This window comes from Nibrella saemangeumensis, assembly GCF_039541915.1.
Lineage (GTDB): Bacteria > Bacteroidota > Bacteroidia > Cytophagales > Spirosomataceae > Nibrella > Nibrella saemangeumensis.
The window spans coordinates 35,419-56,989 of record NZ_BAABHD010000080.1 but is presented as its reverse complement, the minus strand read 5'-3'; the positions used below and the strand labels follow the sequence as shown (position 1 = coordinate 56,989).

The window sequence follows — 21,571 nt, the reverse complement described above, 5'->3', positions numbered from 1 at the left end:
GGTGGCTCGTCACATTTTTGTATAAACGGTCAACCTGGTTTACTTCTTTTGGCTTAACTTTAGCATCAACAATACACTGGATCATCGATGAATAACGTGTATGTTTCTGTAGTTGTCTGTGTCTACAACGAGGCTGGCAACATATACCCCATGGTCGAGCAGGTAAGCCGGGCACTGGTTGGGTATGATTACGAACTTATCTACGTCAACGACGGCTCTACCGACCAGACTCTCGCCGAGCTTAAAACCATTCTGCACGACCGGCTGGTCATTCTCGACTTACAGAAGAACTACGGCCAGAGCCTCGCGCTGGCAGCCGGGATTGAAGCTGCTAAGGGAGACTTCATCGTCACCATGGACGGTGATTTGCAGAACGATCCTGCCGATATTTCCCGTATGCTCAAACTGGCCGAAGACGGCGATTATGACCTGGTGGCGGGTATCCGCGCCAACCGGCAGGATGGCGCGTTGCTGCGAAAACTGCCCAGCCGGCTGGCTAACGCCCTCATTCGCTGGTCTACCGACGTGCATATGAAGGATTACGGCTGCGCCCTGAAGGTATTTCGAGCCGATCTGGCCAAAAATCTCGGATTATATGGTGAGCTGCACCGCTTCATTCCGGTGCTGGCTCATCTGGAAGGGGCGCGGGTTACGCAGGTGGATGTGCAGCACCACCCACGCCGGATCGGCCAGTCGAAATACGGATTAGGCCGGACGCTGAAAGTAGTCAGCGATCTGATCCTGATGCTGTTTATGAAAAAATATCTCCGCAAACCCATGCATCTGTTCGGCAACTGGGGGCTGCTGTCGCTGCTGGTCGGGTTGGGGGTCAATGCCTACCTCCTGGTGCTGAAACTGGCGGGGCAGGAGATCTGGGGCAAGCCATTGCTGATCCTGGGCATGATGCTCGTGCTGGCGGGTATCCAGCTCATTTCATTTGGTATCATGGCCGAACTCCAGATGCGGACGTATTACGAGTCGCAGGAGAAAAAGCCTTATAAAGTCCGCCGGGTATACCGGCCATCTGTACCCGTTGCTGCCTGATATGCCAAAACTATCGGGCTATGTAAAAGCGCTCCTGAAACTGGGCGTTACCGCACTGGCATTCTGGCTGGTGTTCCGCAAACTGGATGTGCAGCAACTGGGGGCCGTCCTGAGCCGCGTTCAAATGGGGTGGCTGGTTGTGGCTACCGGTCTGTTCATTGCGTCGAAAGTTTTGTCGGCCATGCGGCTGCGGGTATTGTTTGAAGCCGGTGGCTTGCCGTTGTCGACGGGTTTTAACCTGCGGTTGTACTGGCTGGGAATGTTTTACAACCTGTTTTTGCCGGGCGGTATCGGGGGCGATGGGTATAAAGTGTATTACCTCAACCGGGAAACCGGCGTGGGCGTAAAACCGCTGCTCACGGCTACGCTGCTCGATCGGCTCATCGGTCTGGTACCAGTATTGTCGCTGACCCTGTTGCTGGGTGGGCTCGTCTTCTCAGGCTATATGCCCGGATTGGCAGTACCCGCCATAAAGTTTAGGGGTATATCAATAGCTGGCCTGGTTGGAATAGTGGGCTTTGTTACCGTTCAATCATTAGCTCATTGGGTGATGCGCAGGTTTTTCCAACGTTTTTCACCCAAACTGAATCTGCTTATTACCCAGTCGCTGGGGGTGCAGGTGTTGCAGTGTCTGTGTGTCTGGGCGTTGTGGGGAGCTATTGAATCGGATGGGCCGGTGCTTGCCTATCAACTGGTATTCCTGATTTCGTCGGTGGTGGCAGCTTTGCCGCTGACATTGGGCGGAGCCGGGGCGCGGGAACTGACTTTTCTGGCCGGAGCGCAGTATTTTGGCTTACCGGTCGATGGGGCAGTGGCAATCAGCTTTTTGTTTTACGGAATAACGGCCCTGGTATCGCTGGCCGGAGGCTATTACAGTTGGAAATCACCTTTACACCACCACACTTACCATGAAAATACTTCTCACCGGCGGGGCTGGCTTCATCGGCTCCCATCTGACTAAAGAACTGCTTGAGCAAGGCCACGCGGTCATCTGCCTCGACAATCTGGATACCTATTACGATCCAAAAATAAAGCGGCAAAATATCCGCCAATTCTCGGCTGATCCCAACTACCTGTTTATTGAAGGGGATATTCGCGACCGGACACTGCTCGATGCGTTGTTCCGGCTGTATGGCTGTGACACGGTGGTTCACCTGGCTGCCCGGGCGGGGGTGCGGCCGTCGGTGGAGAACCCGGCCCTGTATTTCGATGTGAACGTCAACGGCACCCTGTCCATTCTGGAAGCGATGCGGCAGGCAGGTGTCCGGCGGATGGTGATGGCGTCGTCGTCGTCGGTGTACGGCGATGCGGAGCGGGTTCCGTTTACCGAGTCTGACGCCTGTGACCGGCCCTTGTCGCCTTATGCCGCTTCCAAACGTTCTGCTGAGTTGCTGGCGCATACCTACCATCACCTGTACGGGTTCGACATATCGTGCCTGCGGTTCTTTACCGTGTATGGTCCTGGTCAGCGCCCCGAAATGGCTATCAGTCAGTTTACCGAGCGCGTATTGAACGGCCTGCCCATTACCCTCTTCGGCGACGGCACCACCGCCCGCGATTATACCTATATCGACGATATTACCCACGGTATTCTGAAGGCCATTGACCATCTGAACGGCTATGCCGTGCTGAACATCGGCGGTTCTGACCCTATATCGCTGCGGGACCTTGTTTCTCTGATCGAAAAAGCCACCGGTGAGACGGCCCTCATTGACTGGCAACCCATGCAGCCGGGGGACGTAGAACGTACCTACGCTGATGTAAGCCTGGCCCGTAAACAAATCGGTTATATGCCGTCCGTTCGCATTGATGAAGGTATCCTGAAATTTGTGAACTGGTATAAGCTTAAACACGAACTGGTAACGGCATAAGAAAAACCCGGATGTAGTTGACTGAGGTTTTACTGCGGTTTTTGCTTCAACTGGTTCAGCGTGTAATAAAGCATCCGGTTGCAAATACGTTTGCCGGCGGAGCGCAGGTCACCCAGCATCAGCTCATATACATGGTTCGGCTTTAGCTCATTCAGCGTCAGCGATACGGATTTGCGGTCGGGCGACAGGGTTACGGCCGTGACGGGTACCGGCTGGCTGTCGGTTTCGGGTGAGCCGTAGCTGGCGTGGTACTTATAATAAAACCGTCGGAACTGGTAGTTGGTAAGGGCTTTGGCAGAGGCCTCGTCCAGCGGTTGTGTAAAGGTGAGCTCGAAGCCGGTGGGGGTGAGGTGCATGGCCATGACATCGAGCAGGGTGCCTCCTTTATATACCAGTCGCTGAATACCCCGGTCGCCTGCCCAGCCGTGGTCGGTCTGACCAAGCCATAGGCTGCCGTCCGGCGCAAAGACGAGCCGGTTGTTGCCTTTCCGGAGACCGGCATTGTCAAAGAACGGAATGGCGGCCCCCTGCAACTGCCCGTTTACCTCGTCGGGCAGAATCCGGAGCAGCCGGGAAAAGTCCATTTCACCCACCAGCATCTGCCCGGCAAACGGCCCGAAACGTCCACCCGTGTTATCGACTACAATCTGCGTGGGCGAATGCGCCAAGCGCTGGTGCGGAAACGCAATCATCTCCCGCACCCGCATACTGTCGAGCGTCGCAGGGGGCAGTGTCGTCGGATCAACGTCGGGAAATCCTTCCTTCCAGACCAGACTGGGCGGGTGGCCGTAAAATTTTCCCTGTTCGACATGGTAGAGCTTGCTGGTACCGAGCCAGTCGCCCTGGTTGTCGGTCACAAACAGCCGGTCTTTCGCATCGATGAACATTCCGTTTGGTGAGCGAAACCCGCAGGCGAAGGGGAGCAATTTACCATCAGGCGTAAGCCGCATGATCCAGCCCCGGTACGGCACACAGGAATACATCTTGCCCTGCCGCCCAAGCGGTTCATACCGGCCCCGGAGTTCGTCCCGGATACCGGCCCCGCTGGAAGCCGCGTTCAGGCCGATGTACAGATTACCCTGTTTGTCGCGCACCGGCCCAAAGGCGAACTCGTGGTAGTTGCCTGAGAGGCCAAACTGGTCGGTTACGGTTTCGTATACATCGGCAACCCCATCGCCGTCGGTATCTTTCAGGCGGGTGAGTTCGGGCCGCTGCATGATCAGCAACTCGCGGTTGCTGATGACCAGAATGCCCAGCGGGTCGTGCAGCCCTTCGGCGAAGAGTTTCCAGGTTTTTGTCTTTGGGGTATACATCATAACCTCGCCCCGGTGGAAGCAGGCGATCAGTCGTCCATCGGGCAGAAAAGCCATTGCCCCAGTCTCGGCTGTCAGCCCGGCGGGCATGGGTATGGTCTGCACTTCGTAATAGTCGGTGATGGTATCGGCTACCACGGGCTTAGTCTGGCCCATGCTCACCATGGCCGACAAACTCACGAACAGAACTACCAGAAAAAGAGGCTTAGTCATGGCTAAGGAGTTAAAGAGCCGTCATGGTTAGGGTAAACTGCCGGGTACCGGGCGGAAGAATTAGCTTGTTACCTGCCAGCTTTCCGACGGAAGCTTTATACCGCATGCCATCATTGGTGCCGGTCAGGAAGGTAAGCGCCTGCTGTGACGGGCTGAGCGTAAACTGGCGTACAAACCCCCGTCCATTCACAACGGGCCGAATCAGCTCCCGCACGTCAATATCCCCGACCCTGTACCGGAACTCCGGGTAGCGGCTGACCAGCCGATAGCCCAGAAAGCGGGGCTCCGGAACTGTGTCGCTGCTGCCGATGCGCCAGGGGAAACCGGTCTTTTCCCGGTAAAAAATCTCACCGACTACTTTGGTCAGTAATTGTCCCTTGCCCGACCAATGCTCGTTGTTGTCCACAAACCCGCCCGACCACGCATACCGCAGCCGGCAACTGCCGGCATCCCAGCAATACGACTGCTGCGGCCCACCGTTCACAGCCGGTAACCCCACGGCAATGGCCGCCGGACCACAGTCGGGCATAAATGTCCGGTACATCGCCGGGAACGTCAGCGCATACGGGTGTGCGGGGGCCGTAGTATGGCTGGCATGGGCGTTGGGTGCGGCATTGGGCAGGTTGGGGTCACGGTCTGCGGGCGGCAGCCGCTTTGGGTCGCGGGTGACGTACAGCATACCGTACATGACGTAGCCGTGGCCGGGATAGGTGCAGACAAACGGATACTCGCCATCGGTAAGCTTTATGGTCAAGGTGTCGGCATGGCCCGGCTCTACAATGCGCGTATGGGCCAGCACTTCGTCCATGTTGGGTACGTAATGCTGCTGAGCGCCTTTATCGCCGAGGGCCAGCGCAAACTCAACCACCCGCAAGCGCGAGTTTGGCTTGGTGATGACCAGGTTATGGGCCATGTCATCGTCGTTCTTCAGGATGAGCCGCAGTTGCCTACCCGGTTGGATTACCAGCCGGGGCGGGTCATACTTCAGGCCGGTTACCGCCCGAATAATGATGGTTGTATCAGTTTGGGCCCACGCGGCCGTGGAGAGCAGGCCCAGTAGCAGGATCATCAGCTTTCTTGCCATATACATAAAAGACTATTCTCGGAAAGACTTACCCTAAGCCGGGCGGAAGAGACTATCGGCGGCCTGAATAGGCAGCAGGGTGCCGGTACGAACCTGCTCTTCAACCGAAGCCAGTCGTTCGCGTATGCCGGGCTGATTATAGAAGTGCATCTCCAGTTGCTGCCGGATATAGCTGTGCAGCCACTCGATATTCTGCGCCTGCCTGCGCCGGGTACGGTGGCCGTTTTGGGTAGTCAGCGTTTGGTGTTCCTGAATCGTGTTCCAGACCGATTCAATGCCTTCGCCGGTCAGGGCCGAACAGGTCATCACCGGCGGAAACCAGCCGGTGCCGGTTGGCGGAAACAGGTGGAGCGCGTTCTGGTATTCGACTTTGGCGCGTTTGGCGGCTGCCTGATTGTCGCTGTCGGCCTTTGTAATGGCCAGCGCGTCGGCCAGTTCCATGATGCCGCGTTTCATGCCCTGGAGTTCGTCGCCTGCGCCGGCCAGCATCAGCAGCAGAAAGAAGTCGACCATGCCGTGTACCAGCGTCTCCGACTGCCCCACGCCTACCGTCTCCACCAGAATTACCTCAAAACCGGCCGCTTCGCAAAGGAGCATCGTCTCGCGGGTGCGGTGCGCCACTCCGCCCAAGGAATCGCCGGCGGGCGATGGTCGGATGTACGCCAGCGGATCGACTGAGAGTGTTTCCATGCGCGTCTTGTCGCCCAGTAAACTCCCGCCGGAACGCTGACTGGTGGGGTCTACCGCCAGTACCGCCAGCTTTTTCCCCTGGCCGGTCAGGTGCTTACCAAACGCTTCAATAAATGTGCTCTTCCCAACCCCCGGCACCCCCGTAATGCCTACTCGCACCGACTTCCCCGTATACGGCAGTAACAGCTCCAGCACCTGCCGCGCCAGCGCCTGATCACTGCTCAACCGACTCTCTACCAGCGTAATGGCGCGGCTCAGTACCAGCCGGTCACCGGCCAGAATGCCGGCGATATAGTCAGAAGAGGAGAGACGGGTGCGCATAAGTCAGGGTTTCAGATCCTCCGGCGTCGTAATCTTGATGTTTTCGTAACTGCCTTCAATCAAGGTAATGGGGTAACCGCTGGCTTCGAGAACGCTGGCGCAGTCGGTATAATGAGGCTGCTCGGGTTGGGCGAAGGCGTGGTGCATCCAGTCGAGCCTGAATGTCTGGGGCGTCTGGATCAGGCGGAGCCGGTTACGGTCGAGGGCCCGGCTACTGCCGTCCGGCAACACCTCCCGGACGGAGTCTTTGGCGGCCACGGCAGCCACGGCGGTGCCGGTTTCGGCGGCTATTGCAAAACCGCGTTCGATAAGGTCGGTGGTGATGAACGGGCGGACACCATCGTGTACCGCTACCAGCCCTTCAGCGGTTTTGATCGCTTGCAGGCCGTTACGAACCGATTGAAAACGGGTAGTTCCCCCGGTGACGGTTTGAATAGGCGGGTAAAAATCGTGCTTTTCGCAGAGGGCCGTCCATGTATCTATGTCACGGGCCGGCAATACCAGAATGATATGAAGCGAAGCATGGCTTTCCTCCTGATAGGCGAGAAAGCGTTCGAGGGTATGCTGAAGAATGGGTTTATCGCCAATGGGCAGGAACTGTTTCGGTACGTCGGATTTCATCCGGCTGCCGCTGCCCCCGGCAACGATAATCACGAATTTGGCGGAAAGGCGATAGTCAATAGTCATTAGTAGTATGAGGTAGGCGACCAGCAAAAATACTAACGACTATTGACTAACAACCCAACACTAGATGATTAACATGGCGTCTCCGTAGCTGAAGAACCGGTATTTTTCTTTTATAGCCGATTCGTACGCTTTCATCACCAGATCGTAGCCGCCAAAGGCACTGGTCATCATGATCAGGATAGACTCCGGCAGGTGGAAATTGGTCAGCAGGGAATTCGCAATTTTAAATTCGTAAGGAGGGAAAATGAATTTATCGGTCCAGCCTTCTACTGGCTTTAGCCGGCTGTTAGCCGATACCGACGATTCCAGGGCTTTGAGGGAAGTGGTGCCGATGGCGCACACCCGCCGGGTATTGTCCAGGGCCTCATTCACAATCCGGGCGGCATCTTCGGTGATCCGGTAGTTCTCGGAGTCTGTCTTATGCTTGGTCAGATCTTCAACGTCTACCTGCCGGAAGGTGCCGAGTCCGACATGGAGGGTCACCGGCGCAAAATGCACCCCTTTGATCTCCATGCGTTTCATCATGGCTTTGGTGAAGTGCAGACCGGCGGTCGGGGCGGCCACCGCACCAACGTGCTCGGCAAAGACAGTCTGGTACCGGTCGCGGTCGGCGTCTTCGGTTTTGCGTTTGATCTCGCGGGGCAGGGGTGTTTCGCCCAACTCATCAATCGCTTTCATAAACTCCTCGTGGGAGCCGTCGAACAGAAAGCGGATGGTGCGGCCACGGGATGTCGTGTTGTCGATGACTTCCGCCACCAGATCGCTATCCCCGAAGTAAAGCTTGTTGCCCACGCGGATTTTACGCGCCGGGTCAACCAGCACATCCCAGAGTTTCATCTCGCGGTTGAGTTCCCGCAGGAGGAAAACTTCAATTTTGGCCCCGGTTTTTTCTTTGTTGCCGTACAGCCGGGCCGGAAATACTTTTGTATTGTTGATGACCATTACGTCGCCGTCGTCAAAGTAGTTGAGAATATCGGCGAACATCTTATGCTCAATCTGCTTCGTCTTGCGGTCGACAACCATCAGGCGGGAATCACCGCGCTCGGTTGGATATTTGGCAATGAGACTTTCTGGCAGGTCAAATTTAAATTCTGATAGCTTCATAGCGGATCAGATCGAAGAGAACAATCCCGTTTTTTTAAAGACCGCAAACATACGTAAAAACCCGGAAGATTAGTCATGTTCCGGGTAAGTATTGTGTATATCAGCAAATTTACTACTTATTCGTGGCCGTTGTGTCAATTGGCTTTACGGCTCCTTCCGTGTTTACTTCTTTCCGGTCAACAATGGCAAATTTATCCATCAGTTCTTTGGAAAACTCATTGGCGTAGGCACCCAGCGCCGACATAAATACGCCTTTCATACCATTGGTGGTGGTAATGCCGTATACGGTCATTTCGTCGCCGGGGTCCGAAGTACCTTCAAAGCGATGGAATTCATCAACGTGAAATTCTTCGCTTCTCACTCTCGATTGTGTTTTTACTTCCTCCAGGTGATCCTGCTTCGGAACGAATTCGTGCGTATATCCCCGTTGCCGAAGGTCTTCCATGGCTTCGGTCACCGTTTCAAAATGTTTCATAGCGTTGTTGCGGATATTAAGCTTTCCCTTAACAACTATGCAAGACCTGAATAGTTTGCGCTGACGCTCAATAGTTGGGTCACCACAAACCATGTACGGACCTTTCCCACGAAAAGATAAACAAAAAGGTTACTCATTCATTGTTTATACATCGAATGGCTCTCCCGGTGAGGTTCTGCCAGTTTCGTATCACCAAAACACACATCGTATCATGAAAACACCCCGTTACATGGTTCAAGGCCTTCTGGTCATGGCACTCGGCCTATCTTCCTGCTCCGATCATAACCAGCCGGGCGTAACGCCTGATTTTCCGGAGCGCATCAACTTCACCAGCGCCCGGTTGTACCCTGAGGGCATCGAGTATTCAACCCAGCTCCGGCGCTTTCTGGTCAGTTCCATCACCCAGGGTAAGGTCGGTACCGTTGACGAAAACGGGCAGTACGCCGATCTGCTGACCGACAACCGGCTGATTAGCGCCATCGGTATGGAGATCAGCAACGGCCGGTTGTACGTAGCCAACGGGGATCAGGGCGTGTCGGTGAAAAGTACTCCGCAGACGCGGTTGAAAACGGCCGGGCTGTTTGTCTTTAACCTGGAAACCCGCCAGTTGGAGCAATGGGCGGATCTGGCTGCGCTGCTGCCCGATAATCAGCATTTCGGCAACGATGTGGCCGTTGATGCGCAGGGAAACGCCTACGTAACCGACTCCTTTTCGCCAGTCGTGTATAAAGTTACCAGCGCCGGCCAGCCCAGCATCCTGGCGACTGACCCCCGCTTTGGCGGAGCAGGCTTTAACCTGAACGGGATCGTGTACCATCCCAACGGTTACCTGATCGTCGCCAAGTCGAGCGAAGGTAAACTGTTTAAAATTGACCTGATGAATGGCAATGCTATCTCGGAAGTCACCGGATTTCCGGCGCTGACCGGCGCGGATGGCATGGTATGGGCCAACGGTGATCTGTACGTGGTCAATGGCCGGACCCGTGTAACGCAATTGCGGAGTTCCGATAACTGGAGTACGGCTACCGTTATCAAAACCGATCAGACCGGTTACGCTGATGCTACGACCAATACGGCCGTGAACGGCCAGGTATACACCCTCAACGCCCGCATCAGCGAGGTTGGCGCTGCCGCTCAGGCCAATAACCCCAACCTCTTGCAGGCGAATGAGTACAGCATTCAGCGGTTCCGATAACAAAAGAGGGCCGCACGTGCGGCCCTCTCTGCTTAATCCGGCAGTACCCGGACCATTATATCTTTGTAGAGGACTTTGCTTTTGGGATCGTGGCCCTGTAGGGCAATAGTGCCGCTGCTGAGTCGTTTCTGGGCATTACCACCGGTCGGATTGTAATCGGCCGGCTCGGTAAATTCATTGATCACCTTATCGTTTACTTTGATGGTGACTTTTTTGCCCTGCACGATAATGTGTTCGGTATACCACTCGCCATCTTTGACAAAGACGTCGCGCACATCCTGCACGGCGTAGACGCTGCCCGTTTTCCGCCAGTCGGTATGCGTCTGGTTGACCTGAATCTCGTATCCTTTGTTAGGCCAGCCGGAGGGTTGATAAGCGGTGTGGATAAACATGCCGGAGTTAGCACCGGGCATGGTCATGACCTGCGCCTTCCATTCAAAGTTTTTGAAATTGTGGTTGCCAACCGGTCCTTCGTAGAACAGGTGGGCCCTCGGACCGAACACCACAATGGCACCATCCTGTACGGAGAACGTAGCCGGGCTTTCTTCCGTGACCTTCCAGCCGTTCATCGTTTTCCCGTCGAAGATCCGGACCCAACCATCGCCCTGTTTACCTTGTTTAGAACCAGCGCAGGCCATCACCAGCAGTAGGCCGGCACAGAAAAGAATAATTTTTTTCATATATGGGGTTAGGAATTACATTTACGCGGTAATATTAAGCAACAACCGGCTTAGTTGGTAGGCATTTTGAAGATAAATCATAACGGTATTGTGTTGCGGCCCATTTTATGAACAGAATTAAGCTATTGGCCAGGTGGAGTTTTATCCGAAGCCGGCAGTCCCGATTTTTTCTGGCAGGATTACACGAAAAAATTCTGGAGATACTGAGCTTTGTGGTACCAGGGCTGCTGACAATCGGGGTTGGCATCGTTATTTACGAGTTTGGTTTTAAATCGTTCTGGGGTAACCATTTCTTTATTGACTTCTGGCTGGAGATCATTCTGGGGCTGCTCTCCATAGCCATTGGCGTACGGTTGGTGCTGGAGAGCTTTATTCCCAAAAGCCGGTGGGCGCGAATTTTCAACATAGCCGGCTGGTTATTTCTGCTCTTTCTGACCCTGTATGTGCTGCCGACCAAGGCAGTGCTGGTCAACGTAGATTCCAACCGCTTCCTGTTCTATAAGCTGCTTCTCTATGCCGGTATACTGCTGGGCTTTGTCACGGAAGCCTCGTATTCGCTGCACCGGATTTACTCACGGACGGTTAATCCCGGCCTGCTGTTTATCGGCAGTTTTGTGCTGCTGATTTTCCTGGGGGCCTTTCTGCTGAAGCTGCCCAACGCGACCAACCGGAGCCTGTCTACCCTTGATGCGTTGTTTACGGCAACCAGTGCCGTATGCGTTACCGGTTTGATTGTCGTTGACACGGCTACCCATTTTACAGCATTTGGCCAGGTGATCATTCTGTTACTCATACAACTCGGCGGACTGGGCTTTATGACCTTTGCCGGACTGCTGGCGTATGCCGTTGCGGGGAATGCCTCCATCAAAACGCAACTCGCCTTCAAAGACATCATGAGCAGCCAGCAAATCAACAACATCATGTTCTTTGTGTACCAGGTGGTGTTTGTAACCTTGCTGTTTGAAGGAATTGGAGCGGTGTTTATTTATTTTTCCCTGGACGATGCTTTGTTTGTCCGGCAGCGCGACAAACTCTTTTTCTCTATGTTTCATGCCGTTTCGGCGTTTTGTAATGCCGGTTTCTCTACGTACACCAATGGCTTATACGAATCCGTTATTCGCTTTAATTATACCCTGCAGATGTTTCTGGCGGTGCTGATTATTCTGGGGGGTATGGGCTTCCCAATTGTTTTTAATTTGTACCGCTACACCCGAATTAAACTGTCCAATGTGTACTGGCGCGTAACGGGTAACCCCAAGCGGGCGTATTTTCCCAGTCTGATTTCGCTTAATTCCAGACTGGCCCTGGTGGTCAGCATTATTTTGTTGCTGATCGGCTTTATGGCGTACCTGGTGTTCGAGCAGTCGGCTACGCTGCTTCAGCACCCAACCTGGGGCGGTAAGCTGGTAACGAGTTTTTTTGGTAGTGTGACACCCCGGACGGCGGGCTTCAATACGGTAGACCTGACGCAGATGACGCTACCGACCATTATGTTTTACCTGCTGCTGATGTGGATAGGCGCGTCGCCGGGCTCTACCGGTGGTGGTATCAAAACGACTACCGCCGGTCTGGCGGTACTAAACATGGTAGCGGTGATACGGGGTAAGGAGCGCACCGATTTCTTTCGCTCCGAAATATCGCATCAGTCGGTGCGCCGGGCGTTTGCCATTATTATGTCGTCCTTACTGTATATCGGATTTGCGGTATTTGTTATTTCCATCAACGATAGCGGTAAAGGGCTGATTGCTATAGCCTTTGAGGTGTTCTCGGCGTTTAGTACCGTCGGGCTGTCACTGGGCATTACGGCCAATTTGACCCTGATTAGCAAGGTTATGCTCATGCTGACGATGTTTGTCGGCCGGGTAGGCATGCTCACATTATTAGTCGCATTTATCCGGCAGAGCAAGCAACTGCACTACCGTTATCCGAAAGAAGAGATCGCGTTCTAACCCGAAGAGTTATGAAATTTATTGTTTTTGGTTTGGGGAATTTTGGGGCTTCGCTGGCCGAGCAACTGGTGCGGCTGGGGCACGAAGTAATTGGGGTTGACCAGCGTCTGGAGGCTGTAGACCGGTATAAGCACAGCATTACCCACGCCATTGCGCTGGACTCAACTACCAAAGAAGCCGTTGAACAGCTACCGGTAAAGGATGTTGATGCCGCTATCGTAGCGATCGGCGAGAATGAGGGCGCTACCATCATGACCACGGCCTTGCTTAAACAGATGGGTATTGAGCGGATCATCTGCCGGGTAACATCTCCGCTGCAAAAAATTGTGCTGGAAGCCATGAACATCCAGGAGTTTGCCTATCCCGAAGCCTCAGCGGCCGAGCGCCTAGCCTTAAAACTGGATTTGCCGGGCGTGGTCGATTCGTTTCAGATCAATACCGACTATCGACTGCTGGAGGTGGGTGTGCCGAATCGCTACGTGGGTCGATCAATAACCCAGCTTGATCTGGCCAACCGTTACCGGCTGGTGCTGGTTACCATTCTGAAACGGATAAACCGCCGGGGTGTTTTCGGCAATGACAACAGCGATTTGCAGGTAGTGGGCATTGTGCCGCCCGAGACCATTCTGCAGAGTGGCGACATTCTGCTGCTATTCGGTGCACCCCGTGATCTGGAAGATTTTATTGAAGGGTAGCGCGTGTTCACACCTGAAATTCAATCGTGCTCCAGCGTTCGGGTAGATGAGTGTCATAAATGCCGTGCGGGGTCATGACCATGGCCGGGTGCGGCTGAACTTCTGTGCCTGAAACAGTCAGTTTCTGAAAGCGGCCCAGAAACATCCGCCAGCGATCGCCGGGCTGAGGTGGTAATGAACGGCCGTTGGCCAGCCAGGTCAGACTCTGCCACGGAATAGCAAGCTCCAAACACCAGCCCCGGTCAATATCGCTGTTGTCGTTCAGCGTACCGTCTACCCGAACCGCCGTTTGCAGACCCGGCATATCGTAATTCAGGAAAGCCCAGCGTACCCCGCGCGGGTGGGTGCCGTACCAGAATGAGGCTCCGCTGCGGTCATAGTCTCCCCCAAACGTCAGCGCCTGTGGCTGATGCACATCGAAAAGCGGTACATCAAACCGGCCACCCCGCCGATAGGCATCGCGCCAGATGAAAAAGACTTCGTAGATGGTGTTGCGGGCGTTTACCTCTAACTCGTAGTAACAATCGCCCCCGTCGATGAACAACTCCAGATCACTCTCCAGAAATATGATGGAGTCGCGCTCGGTCTGTTGGGCTTCTACGTAAGGTTCTTCAGCATAGAAGGCAATGTATAGGTGCGTGTCGTTCCAAAGAATGGCGGCACGGGTATCGTACAGGCCCGGTGCGCCGGTGACCATATCCACAAAGCGATGGCTCCAGGTCGCTGCCTGCCAGACTGGTTTGGTCAAGTCGCCGTTGATCTCCAGCGTTTCGCTGATCTTGCGGGCGGTATAAGAAGTTAAATCCATGGGTTTTGTGAGGCTACCTCCCTAAGATCTTCTGCGCATTGGTCCGGTACAGTTTGCGGAGCACGTTGGCATCCAGGCCAAACCCGTGCAGCGGCCAATGATAATTGAACCGGTCAAAGTCGTAGAAATGCTCATCCGCAGTCTCCAAAATACGGAAGGTAGTTGCGTACATGCCGGCGCTGGTGCCCATATCGGTGCCGTAAACCAGCCGGTTCTGGTACTTCTTGAAAAAGGCATTCATGAAGCGGGGAATGGGTGCGGTTTCCCCATACCGGGCCGAGATGTCGGCGTAGAGGTTCGGGTATTTGTCAAACAGTTCGCCCAGTATGTTGAGATTGTGTTCGCAGTTGGCGAAGTGACAGGCGATAAAGGTTGTTTTGGGGTTATCCCGGACGGCGTTTTCCAGCGTTTTTATCAGTTCGGCATGGCCCAGCAGCCCTTCCTTCGTTTTGTCGATCCGCCATTTATACGCATTCATCAGTCCATCATTGGTGGAGTCCATGGTTTCATACATCCAGTAGGGCTCGGCTACGTGGATGCTGATGGGCATGTTCAGTTCTGCGCATTTTTGCAGCAGCGGCTTCAGGCGGGCATCGTCGATGTGCAGGCCGTAACCGGGTGTGGGTTTGGAGTAAAATTCGCCCAGCCCTTTATCGCCCAGTTCACCCACACCGCGGGCCCCGGCGCGGTAGCAGCGTTCCAGTTCCTTAACGGCTTTTTCGGCCCAGCCCGGCTGATCTTTACCGGTATAATCGAAGCCGCACCACACGGCAAACCGACCGGGGTATTTGCCGTACAGTGCAATCAGGGAGTCTAATCGTTTGCCGGTCGAATACGACAGAATAATGGATTTCTCGATACCCGCCTGATCCATGGTTTTCACCCACTGCGCCAGTTGCTGCTCCGTCTGGGCGTAGGGGTGTGTATGCATATCAATGACCGGGTACTTCGCCTTCGTGACGGTAGTGACCGGAACATTATAGATCGATTTAGGCCGGTAGTTTTTCAGCAGCAGCGTTTCGGGGCTCTGAGCGTGGCAGATAACGAAAGTAGTCAGCAGAGCGCTAAGGGTAAAGGTGAACTTTACTAACATAGTGGGTGGGTTGGGGACCGGTTTAAGGTAGCGTTTACCTGTTAATTCCGTACGAAAGGTTTGTTCTTTTTGGGCTGCACTGTGCAGAAATAGCAGGGAAACCGTATCCTGGCTATTTCTGCGTTGTATATTTCTGCAACACCTTTTTAAAATAACGTCCCTGCCGGGTGGGGGTGTAATTCCAGTCGCTGAACAGCATGGGTGCCCACTGTGGATCGAATACCCAGACGACGTACGAGATACCGTTGTCGTCGCAGTATTTGGTGATAGCGTCGCCGTAAGACTCGTCGCTGATGACAGGGACATGCGCCCCTCGTTCGTCGGGGCCGCAGAAGCCGATTTCCGTTAAGATCAGCGGGTACTTTTTCGCGACAAAGCCCCAATCAGCGGTCCACTTATCTTCCCAGGGCTTTTCGCGCTTCATGGGGTAGGGGTGACTCACATACGCGATACCTTCTGCCTCAATTGGATTCTGGGCTACCTCACGCAGATCGTACGCCCAGTTGAAGCCAGCCACCAGCGGAATGGCTTTGGAGCCGTTGGCCCGAATGATGGTAATGGCTTCTTCCATCATTTTCTTCCATTCCGCCCAGCTACAGGTACCGATTTTGCCGCCCATTACGGTGGGTTCGTTGAATAATTCAAAGAAGGCAACGGTGGTGTTTCCCTTGTAATGGTCAGACATGGTGCGCCAGAATTCGTATGTTTCTTTTAGGGTAGTTTCGTACATGGGGCTCTGGTACATTTCGTTTTTGAGATTACCGATGCTGTGCCAGTCGATGATTACATACATGTCCAGTTCACCCGCCCACGCCACGCCTTTGTCGAGCAGCTGGAGGTACTGGTCTTTGCCCCGGCTGCGCCAGGCGTTTGGATGCACCGGAAACCGGACAATGGTAGCGCCCCAGCGTTTCATCTCTTCAAAATAGGATTTATCCCAATGACCACTTTTCTCCAGTTTGTCCGGGTCACTGGTGTTCAGGCCCCGGAAGACCATCGTTTTGCCCTCGGCCGTAACAAATTTGTTGCCCTGCACCGAAAGTTGGCTCAACCTGGCCGGCGTCTGCGCCGGAGACTGTACGGAAAGAAACAGGGCGGCAATAAATAATGACAATGTGTGCTTCATTGGATTCGGTTAAGTACTGGACCCCGGCCCGGTATCCATACAAATTAGTTATCAGAGAAAATGCTTTAGCCGTTAGCGCGGCTCAGACACCGGGACGGGGGCCGTTACATGGCCTCCACCGCCTTCAGCAGCCTGCTCAGCAGGTCACGGCGTTTCGGCTGGTAACTGTCCGGGAAGTGACTGAGCAAAACAGGCAGCAGCTCGCGTTGCAGCGCAATTTTAGTTAAAATCTGTAAGTCTTTTTCGATTCGCCCTTCCAAAACAAACTGCCCGAAGCCAACGGCTATCACCGCATTATCCTGCTCAATCAACGGCCCGGCACCGGAGGGGCCTTGCGTGATATACGCCGAGAGTTCATCCAGCGTAACCGTTGTCAGATCAAAAGCCGGGTAGTTCCAGTTCGCAATCAGTTGGTTCAGGTACAGCACCGGACTGTCGTTAGGATTAGCCGGTCGCCACTGCCGGAATCCGCTGAAGGCAGCGGCTCCTTCCTCATTGCCGAAGGGAGCCGATTTTTCAGTGGCACTCCAGAAAAATGCTTCGCTCAAAAGAGCTTTGGCCTTCGGATGAGCCCGGTCAGGTGATAATGCGACGCTTTCCTGCTGCCGGTTAGCGGCATTGGGTTTAACCGCCACACGATCTGCTGGCGATTGCCCATTACTTGGCGAATACATGAAGCAGTTTGTGACAAGCAGGATCGTAGCGGGCCATTTCATTGTTGAAGAAAGTAAAAAGGGAGCTTTTCCTACCACATGGGCAGTGGAACATCGTCAGTCGACAGGAGATTTTGCCGGAACTTTGCTTTTCTATTCCAGACAGGTTTCCGTACTTTTGATAATAAACCTGACCTAATAACCCCCTTATCATGAAAGACTTTCTGCAACGCCGGTCCTTCCTTAAAGTTTCTGCCCTGCTGGGCTCGGCCCTCGGTATACCCTCTATATCTCAGGCCAAAACGACCATCGAAGAGCAAATAGAACGCTTAGCCGAAGTACCCAAAGCACAGGGTAAATCGGTTATCGGTTTGCGCGCTGCTCCGATCCCACAGGTTCGCATTGGCTTTATCGGCGTCGGTAACCGCGGCACTGGTCATGTAAAACTGGTACATGCCTGCGGTAACAAAGCCAAAATTGTGGCAGTGTCCGACATCCGTGAAAACTTTGCCAACAAAACAAAGACCTGGCTGGAGAGCAAAGGCGTAAAAGATGTCGCCTATTATTCGGGTAAGGCTGATGCCTGGAAGGAGATGGTGAAGCGGGATGATATTGACCTGGTCATCATCTCTACGCCCTGGGAGGACCATGTGCCGATGGCGGTTTATACCATGCAGCAGGGTAAGCATGCCGCCCTTGAAGTACCGGCAGCTTATACCATTGAGGATTGCTGGAAAATGGTTAATACTGCTGAGCAGACCCAGCGCAACTGCATCATGCTGGAGAACGTCTGCTACGGCGACGAAGAACTCTGGCTGCTGAATATGGCGCACCAGGGGGTATTTGGAACGTTGACGTATGCCGAGTGCGGCTACATTCATGACCTTCGCGATCAGTTATTGAGCAAGGATGGCTACTATAACATGTGGCGTATCCGGCATAATCAGAAGCGCGACGGTAATCTGTACCCGACCCACGGGCTCGGTCCCGTTGCCCAGTACATGGACATTGACCGGGGTGACCGGTTCAACTATCTAGTGTCTATGAGCTCGCCCGAGGCCAGCCTGAGCGAAGACTCTGGCGTACTCACCGACCCCTCAAACGAATTTCATAACAAGAAGGGGTTTAAGCACGGCGACATGAACAATACGCTGATTAAAACCCAACTCGGTCGTACCATCCTGTTGCAACACGATGTGGTGACGGCCCGGCCCTACAACCGGATCAATATGCTGGCCGGGACGAAGGCGTTTCACGTCGGCTACCCCAGCCGGATGACGGTAAAGGGAAAAGACAGCCATAAGTTTTTGAAAGACGACGAGTATAAAGCGTTAAAGGAGCAATACAAGCACCCGATCTGGGCCAAAATGAAGGAAGAAATTGAGCGCAACGGCGGTCATGGCGGTATGGACTTTGTGATGCTATACCGGATGATCGACTGCTTCAACCGCGGTTTGCCGCTCGATATGGACGTGTACGATGCAGCCTCGTGGTCGGCGGTCACGCCCTTGTCGGAGTTATCGATCAAGGGCGGTAGTGCACCGGTCAAATTCCCTGATTTCACTCGCGGGCGCTGGAAAGAAAGCCGGCAGTTGGGTATGCTGGCGCAGTTGTAAGGGTTTCAGAATACGTAAACGCCAAAGGCCGCAATACTGCGGCCTTTGGCGTTGAAGAACGTTGGCTGAATTTATTCCCTTCGAATGGCTTCGACCGGGTCCAGTCGGGAGGCTCGCAGGGCAGGGTAGGTGCCGAAGATGATTCCTACCAGTACGGCAACAATGGATATAATGAACAGGGTATTCCAGGTATAAGCCGCCTGAAACGGTACATTCGTCAGGGCTTTGACAATGGGTATGATGATCAATGTGCCGAGGATGCCCAGCACCAGACCCAGAAAACTGCCGAAGGTAGAGATGGTCACCGACTCAGAGAGAAATTGTAGTAGGATATCGCGCCGTTTGGCTCCCATAGCTTTCCGGACGCCGATTTCGGAAGTGCGTTCGGTCACGGAAATCAGCAGCACGTTCATAACGCCAATACCGCCAACCAGCACCGAAATGCCGACAATCAATCCCATAATCACCCGGAACAGCAGGAATCCTTTTGCCGCCTGACTCACCCGCTGCTCGTTACTGATCACCTTGAGATCGGACGGATGTTTGCTCAGATTTTGCTTCAGCCAGTTTTCAATTTGAGTTTTTAGCACCGGGACATCTTCTACGTGACTGGCCTCTATTACGGCCATGGGTAGTTCCGCCTTCAGGTCGGGTTCAGGAAACAGCGTAATGGGCACAACCATGGTGGCCATTTTATTGTCCTTATCCTCCATTATGCCCACCACACGGAGCTGGTGACCTTTCCAGGGAATAGATTTACCGATCGCCTGCTCAACCGGTTGACCAGTCACAAGTTGCTTCGCCAGTTTCGGATTAATCAGCGCGACGGGATGCTGTTGAGCCACATCGGCTGGCGTAAGGGACCGGCCATAGGTCATCGTCAGATCAGCGCTAACGGGCGATATAGCCCCGTGAGTCATGACGCCAACCCGGCTGCGCTGCGCATCAAGTTGAATTTCGGTCGACTGTCTGACAAACAGGTAGGTCTTGGCTGGCCGGGTAAGGGTAGCTTTAAGCCTGCTAAAATTTGTGTAGTCAAGTATAGCAAACGTGTCTTTTTTCAGCCGGACATCATTAACCACCTTATATGGGTCTGACTGAATCAGCAGAGAGTTAATCGTGGTCGTTTTGGTAATCTGCTCCTGGGCATATTTCTCCATCCCGTCGATCATCGACAGAATAGCCACCAAAGCCGCCACGCCAATCACAATGCCCAGTATGGACAGCAGCGTATGGAACAGCCGCGACCGAACGTTCTGCAACGCCAGCGAGAAGGAGAGGAGCAGGTTTTTTATCATGATAGATTATATACGATAAGGTTTCTACCTTAACCGGTTCTCTTTCCATTTACTTCGCTGCTGGGCAACGGTAGCCGTTGAACCATTAGTTTTTGGCTTTTGCTGCTGCATCAGGTAGGCGGCCAGTACGGCGGCCAATTCAGATTCGTCTGTATTTTCTGGTGTTTGTAGGACCTCCGGCGTGAAATAGTGGTTGACGAAGTGAGTGTCGAACTGACCCGAGCGGAAGGCCTCATGCTCCATTACGAAGCGGCAGAAGGGTAGGGTTGTCTGTACACCCGTGATCTGGTATTCGTCAATGGCGCGAATCATTTTGTCAATAGCCTCTTCGCGGGTGTTGCCGTAGGTGATGAGTTTAGCAATCATCGGGTCGTAATAGATCGGGATATCCATACCCTGCTCAAAGCCATCATCCACGCGAACGCCGTTGCCCTGTGGCCGCACGTAGGTCTGCAGCGTACCCACATCGGGCAGGAAGTTGTTGGTAGGGTCTTCGGCGTAAACCCGGACTTCCACAGCGTGGCCTTTGATCTGTAAATCGGCCTGGTTGATCGCCAGCGGTTTGCCTTCGGCGATGTAGATCATCTGTTTGACCAGGTCTACACCCGTAATCTGTTCCGTGACCGGGTGCTCGACCTGAAGCCGGGTGTTCATCTCCAGGAAGTAAAAATTCAATTGGTCGTCGACAATAAACTCCACCGTGCCGGCTCCATAGTAGCCACAGGCGCGGGCTACATCGACGGCGCTACGGCCCATCGCGTCCCGGATCTCCGGCGTCAGCACCGCTGAGGGGGCTTCTTCCACTACTTTCTGGTGACGGCGCTGTACGGAGCACTCCCGCTCAAACAGGTGAATAATGTTGCCGTGCTGGTCGCCCAGGACCTGAATTTCGACGTGCCGGGGAGAAGTAACATATTTCTCAATAAAGACGGAACCGTCGCCAAACGCCGACAAAGCTTCGCTGACCGCCCGGTCCATCTGCTCGTCAAAATCGGCTTCGCGCTCGACAATGCGCATGCCCTTACCACCACCACCGGCGCTGGCCTTAATCAAAATCGGGTAGCCGATCTCTGCCGATAGCCTTTTGGCTTCAGTCCGGTCGGTGATGGCGCTGGGCGTACCCGGTACCATAGGTATATTGTAGGCCGCTACGGCGGCTTTGGCGGCCAGTTTACTACCCATAACTTCGATGGACTCGGGGGAGGGGCCGACAAAGATCAGGCCGGCCTCGCGCACCATCCGGGCAAAATTGGCATTCTCCGACAGGAAGCCGTAGCCGGGATGAATGGCATCGACGTTCAGGTTTTTACACACGTCGATGATGGCATCGCCCCGCAGGTACGATTCAGAGGAAGCTGCCGGACCAACGCACACGGCCTCGTCGGCGTAGCGGACATGCAGGGCATGGCGGTCGGCCTCGCTGTAGATCGCTACGGTCTTAATACCCATTTCACGGGCGGTGCGCATAATACGAAGGGCAATTTCACCCCGGTTGGCCACTAAAAGTTTTTTAATGCTTGTCATCGGAAAGGCGGACAAAGTGCGGTAAAAGCCAAAAATAAGGCCCTGACGGCAAATAGCATATTAAGTTTAGGAAATTGAATTTATCAACGTGTTTTTGTGCATGTTGATAAATACTTTATTTTTGCACTAATT

20 protein-coding genes are annotated in these 21,571 nt (G+C 54.0%); 7 read left to right on the top strand and 13 right to left on the bottom strand.

Going from position 1 to position 21,571, the window contains the following annotated elements; genetic code table 11:
- The first annotated feature begins 87 nt into the window (after nt 1-87).
- The 3 genes from ABD949_RS23735 to ABD949_RS23725 are packed head-to-tail and all read left to right on the top strand — an operon-like array spanning nt 88 to nt 2,915.
- Nucleotides 88-1,044, top strand: a complete 957-nt coding sequence (locus ABD949_RS23735) for a glycosyltransferase family 2 protein (RefSeq protein ID WP_345247667.1) — start codon at nt 88-90, stop codon at nt 1,042-1,044.
- Between the two features lies 1 nt (nt 1,045).
- Nucleotides 1,046-2,005, top strand: a complete 960-nt coding sequence (locus tag ABD949_RS23730) for a lysylphosphatidylglycerol synthase transmembrane domain-containing protein (RefSeq protein WP_345247665.1) — start codon at nt 1,046-1,048, stop codon at nt 2,003-2,005.
- Nucleotides 1,953-2,915: an NAD-dependent epimerase/dehydratase family protein gene (locus ABD949_RS23725; protein ID WP_345247663.1), complete on the top strand. Its 963-nt coding sequence runs from the start codon at nt 1,953-1,955 to the stop codon at nt 2,913-2,915. The genes ABD949_RS23730 and ABD949_RS23725 overlap by 53 nt, the downstream gene beginning before the upstream one ends.
- Before the next feature lie 29 nt (nt 2,916-2,944).
- Here the strand turns inward: ABD949_RS23725 and ABD949_RS23720 are convergent, their stop codons facing one another.
- The 6 genes from ABD949_RS23720 to ABD949_RS23695 form a co-directional block, all read right to left on the bottom strand.
- Nucleotides 2,945-4,441, bottom strand: a complete 1,497-nt coding sequence (locus ABD949_RS23720) for a PQQ-dependent sugar dehydrogenase (RefSeq protein WP_345247661.1) — start codon at nt 4,439-4,441, stop codon at nt 2,945-2,947.
- A 10-nt stretch (nt 4,442-4,451) separates the two neighbouring features.
- On the bottom strand, nt 4,452-5,525 hold the full coding sequence (locus tag ABD949_RS23715; protein WP_345247659.1) for a plastocyanin/azurin family copper-binding protein: 1,074 nt from the start codon (nt 5,523-5,525) through the stop codon (nt 4,452-4,454).
- 33 nt (nt 5,526-5,558) lie between these two features.
- Nucleotides 5,559-6,536, bottom strand: a complete 978-nt coding sequence (gene meaB, locus ABD949_RS23710) for a methylmalonyl Co-A mutase-associated GTPase MeaB (protein ID WP_345247657.1) — start codon at nt 6,534-6,536, stop codon at nt 5,559-5,561.
- Between the two features lie 3 nt (nt 6,537-6,539).
- Complete coding sequence (locus tag ABD949_RS23705) at nt 6,540-7,223, bottom strand: 2-C-methyl-D-erythritol 4-phosphate cytidylyltransferase (protein ID WP_345247655.1); 684 nt, start codon at nt 7,221-7,223, stop codon at nt 6,540-6,542.
- A 60-nt stretch (nt 7,224-7,283) separates the two neighbouring features.
- A complete protein-coding gene (queA, locus tag ABD949_RS23700; protein WP_345247653.1) occupies nt 7,284-8,327 on the bottom strand; it encodes a tRNA preQ1(34) S-adenosylmethionine ribosyltransferase-isomerase QueA in 1,044 nt (347 codons plus the stop codon).
- A gap of 112 nt (nt 8,328-8,439) precedes the next feature.
- The gene (locus tag ABD949_RS23695) at nt 8,440-8,802 is read right to left on the bottom strand and encodes a hypothetical protein (RefSeq protein ID WP_345247651.1); all 363 of its coding nucleotides are present in this window, start codon (nt 8,800-8,802) and stop codon (nt 8,440-8,442) included.
- A 211-nt stretch (nt 8,803-9,013) separates the two neighbouring features.
- Between ABD949_RS23695 and ABD949_RS23690 the strand changes: the two genes are divergently transcribed.
- The gene (locus ABD949_RS23690; protein WP_345247649.1) at nt 9,014-9,997 is read left to right on the top strand and encodes a gluconolaconase; all 984 of its coding nucleotides are present in this window, start codon (nt 9,014-9,016) and stop codon (nt 9,995-9,997) included.
- A 32-nt stretch (nt 9,998-10,029) separates the two neighbouring features.
- On the opposite strand, the gene ABD949_RS23685 is transcribed toward ABD949_RS23690, so the two are convergent.
- Nucleotides 10,030-10,677 (bottom strand): 3-keto-disaccharide hydrolase, encoded by a 648-nt coding sequence (locus ABD949_RS23685; protein WP_345247647.1) that lies wholly within the window; start codon nt 10,675-10,677, stop codon nt 10,030-10,032.
- Nucleotides 10,678-10,784: 107 nt separating this feature from the next.
- On the opposite strand from ABD949_RS23685, the gene ABD949_RS23680 reads away from it, so the two are divergent.
- Together ABD949_RS23680 and ABD949_RS23675 are read left to right on the top strand one after the other, a co-directional pair.
- Entirely contained in the window at nt 10,785-12,626 is a 1,842-nt protein-coding gene (locus ABD949_RS23680; protein WP_345247645.1) for a TrkH family potassium uptake protein, read from the top strand.
- 11 nt (nt 12,627-12,637) lie between these two features.
- Nucleotides 12,638-13,321, top strand: a complete 684-nt coding sequence (locus tag ABD949_RS23675) for a potassium channel family protein (RefSeq protein ID WP_345247643.1) — start codon at nt 12,638-12,640, stop codon at nt 13,319-13,321.
- Nucleotides 13,322-13,328: 7 nt separating this feature from the next.
- On the opposite strand, the gene ABD949_RS23670 is transcribed toward ABD949_RS23675, so the two are convergent.
- The 4 genes from ABD949_RS23670 to ABD949_RS23655 all read right to left on the bottom strand — a co-directional run bounded on the left by ABD949_RS23670 (nt 13,329) and on the right by ABD949_RS23655 (nt 17,022).
- Entirely contained in the window at nt 13,329-14,129 is an 801-nt protein-coding gene (locus tag ABD949_RS23670; RefSeq protein ID WP_345247641.1) for a carbohydrate-binding family 9-like protein, read from the bottom strand.
- A 13-nt stretch (nt 14,130-14,142) separates the two neighbouring features.
- On the bottom strand, nt 14,143-15,222 hold the full coding sequence (locus tag ABD949_RS23665) for an amidohydrolase family protein (RefSeq protein WP_345247639.1): 1,080 nt from the start codon (nt 15,220-15,222) through the stop codon (nt 14,143-14,145).
- Between the two features lie 112 nt (nt 15,223-15,334).
- Nucleotides 15,335-16,348 (bottom strand): glycoside hydrolase family 5 protein, encoded by a 1,014-nt coding sequence (locus ABD949_RS23660; RefSeq protein ID WP_345247637.1) that lies wholly within the window; start codon nt 16,346-16,348, stop codon nt 15,335-15,337.
- 104 nt (nt 16,349-16,452) lie between these two features.
- On the bottom strand, nt 16,453-17,022 hold the full coding sequence (locus ABD949_RS23655; RefSeq protein WP_345247635.1) for a hypothetical protein: 570 nt from the start codon (nt 17,020-17,022) through the stop codon (nt 16,453-16,455).
- A gap of 191 nt (nt 17,023-17,213) precedes the next feature.
- On the opposite strand from ABD949_RS23655, the gene ABD949_RS23650 reads away from it, so the two are divergent.
- The gene (locus ABD949_RS23650) at nt 17,214-18,617 is read left to right on the top strand and encodes a Gfo/Idh/MocA family protein (protein ID WP_345247633.1); all 1,404 of its coding nucleotides are present in this window, start codon (nt 17,214-17,216) and stop codon (nt 18,615-18,617) included.
- Between the two features lie 71 nt (nt 18,618-18,688).
- Here ABD949_RS23650 and ABD949_RS23645 read toward each other — a convergent pair whose 3' ends face one another.
- Nucleotides 18,689-19,915 carry an ABC transporter permease gene (locus ABD949_RS23645; RefSeq protein ID WP_345247631.1) on the bottom strand — a complete coding sequence of 409 codons (1,227 nt, stop codon included), beginning with the start codon at nt 19,913-19,915 and terminating at the stop codon, nt 18,689-18,691.
- Between the two features lie 24 nt (nt 19,916-19,939).
- Nucleotides 19,940-21,439: an acetyl-CoA carboxylase biotin carboxylase subunit gene (gene accC / locus ABD949_RS23640; protein ID WP_345247629.1), complete on the bottom strand. Its 1,500-nt coding sequence runs from the start codon at nt 21,437-21,439 to the stop codon at nt 19,940-19,942.
- Between the last annotated feature and the right edge of the window lie 132 nt (nt 21,440-21,571).

Excerpts from the sequence above, each read along its gene's own strand:
- meaB (WP_345247657.1), bottom strand. The coding sequence starts at position 6,536 with ATGCGCACCCGTCTCTCCTCTTCTGACTATATCGCCGGCATTCTGGCC.
- ABD949_RS23720 (WP_345247661.1), bottom strand. The coding sequence starts at position 4,441 with ATGACTAAGCCTCTTTTTCTGGTAGTTCTGTTCGTGAGTTTGTCGGCC.
- ABD949_RS23730 (WP_345247665.1), top strand. The coding sequence starts at position 1,046 with ATGCCAAAACTATCGGGCTATGTAAAAGCGCTCCTGAAACTGGGCGTT.
- ABD949_RS23665 (WP_345247639.1), bottom strand. The coding sequence starts at position 15,222 with ATGTTAGTAAAGTTCACCTTTACCCTTAGCGCTCTGCTGACTACTTTC.
- ABD949_RS23680 (WP_345247645.1), top strand. The coding sequence starts at position 10,785 with ATGAACAGAATTAAGCTATTGGCCAGGTGGAGTTTTATCCGAAGCCGG.
- ABD949_RS23660 (WP_345247637.1), bottom strand. The coding sequence starts at position 16,348 with ATGAAGCACACATTGTCATTATTTATTGCCGCCCTGTTTCTTTCCGTA.
- accC (WP_345247629.1), bottom strand. The coding sequence starts at position 21,439 with ATGACAAGCATTAAAAAACTTTTAGTGGCCAACCGGGGTGAAATTGCC.
- ABD949_RS23655 (WP_345247635.1), bottom strand. The coding sequence starts at position 17,022 with ATGTATTCGCCAAGTAATGGGCAATCGCCAGCAGATCGTGTGGCGGTT.
- ABD949_RS23705 (WP_345247655.1), bottom strand. The coding sequence starts at position 7,223 with ATGACTATTGACTATCGCCTTTCCGCCAAATTCGTGATTATCGTTGCC.
- ABD949_RS23675 (WP_345247643.1), top strand. The coding sequence starts at position 12,638 with ATGAAATTTATTGTTTTTGGTTTGGGGAATTTTGGGGCTTCGCTGGCC.
- ABD949_RS23670 (WP_345247641.1), bottom strand. The coding sequence starts at position 14,129 with ATGGATTTAACTTCTTATACCGCCCGCAAGATCAGCGAAACGCTGGAG.
- ABD949_RS23695 (WP_345247651.1), bottom strand. The coding sequence starts at position 8,802 with ATGAAACATTTTGAAACGGTGACCGAAGCCATGGAAGACCTTCGGCAA.
- ABD949_RS23725 (WP_345247663.1), top strand. The coding sequence starts at position 1,953 with ATGAAAATACTTCTCACCGGCGGGGCTGGCTTCATCGGCTCCCATCTG.
- ABD949_RS23715 (WP_345247659.1), bottom strand. The coding sequence starts at position 5,525 with ATGGCAAGAAAGCTGATGATCCTGCTACTGGGCCTGCTCTCCACGGCC.
- queA (WP_345247653.1), bottom strand. The coding sequence starts at position 8,327 with ATGAAGCTATCAGAATTTAAATTTGACCTGCCAGAAAGTCTCATTGCC.
- ABD949_RS23645 (WP_345247631.1), bottom strand. The coding sequence starts at position 19,915 with ATGATAAAAAACCTGCTCCTCTCCTTCTCGCTGGCGTTGCAGAACGTT.
- ABD949_RS23650 (WP_345247633.1), top strand. The coding sequence starts at position 17,214 with ATGAAAGACTTTCTGCAACGCCGGTCCTTCCTTAAAGTTTCTGCCCTG.
- ABD949_RS23685 (WP_345247647.1), bottom strand. The coding sequence starts at position 10,677 with ATGAAAAAAATTATTCTTTTCTGTGCCGGCCTACTGCTGGTGATGGCC.
- ABD949_RS23735 (WP_345247667.1), top strand. The coding sequence starts at position 88 with ATGAATAACGTGTATGTTTCTGTAGTTGTCTGTGTCTACAACGAGGCT.
- ABD949_RS23690 (WP_345247649.1), top strand. The coding sequence starts at position 9,014 with ATGAAAACACCCCGTTACATGGTTCAAGGCCTTCTGGTCATGGCACTC.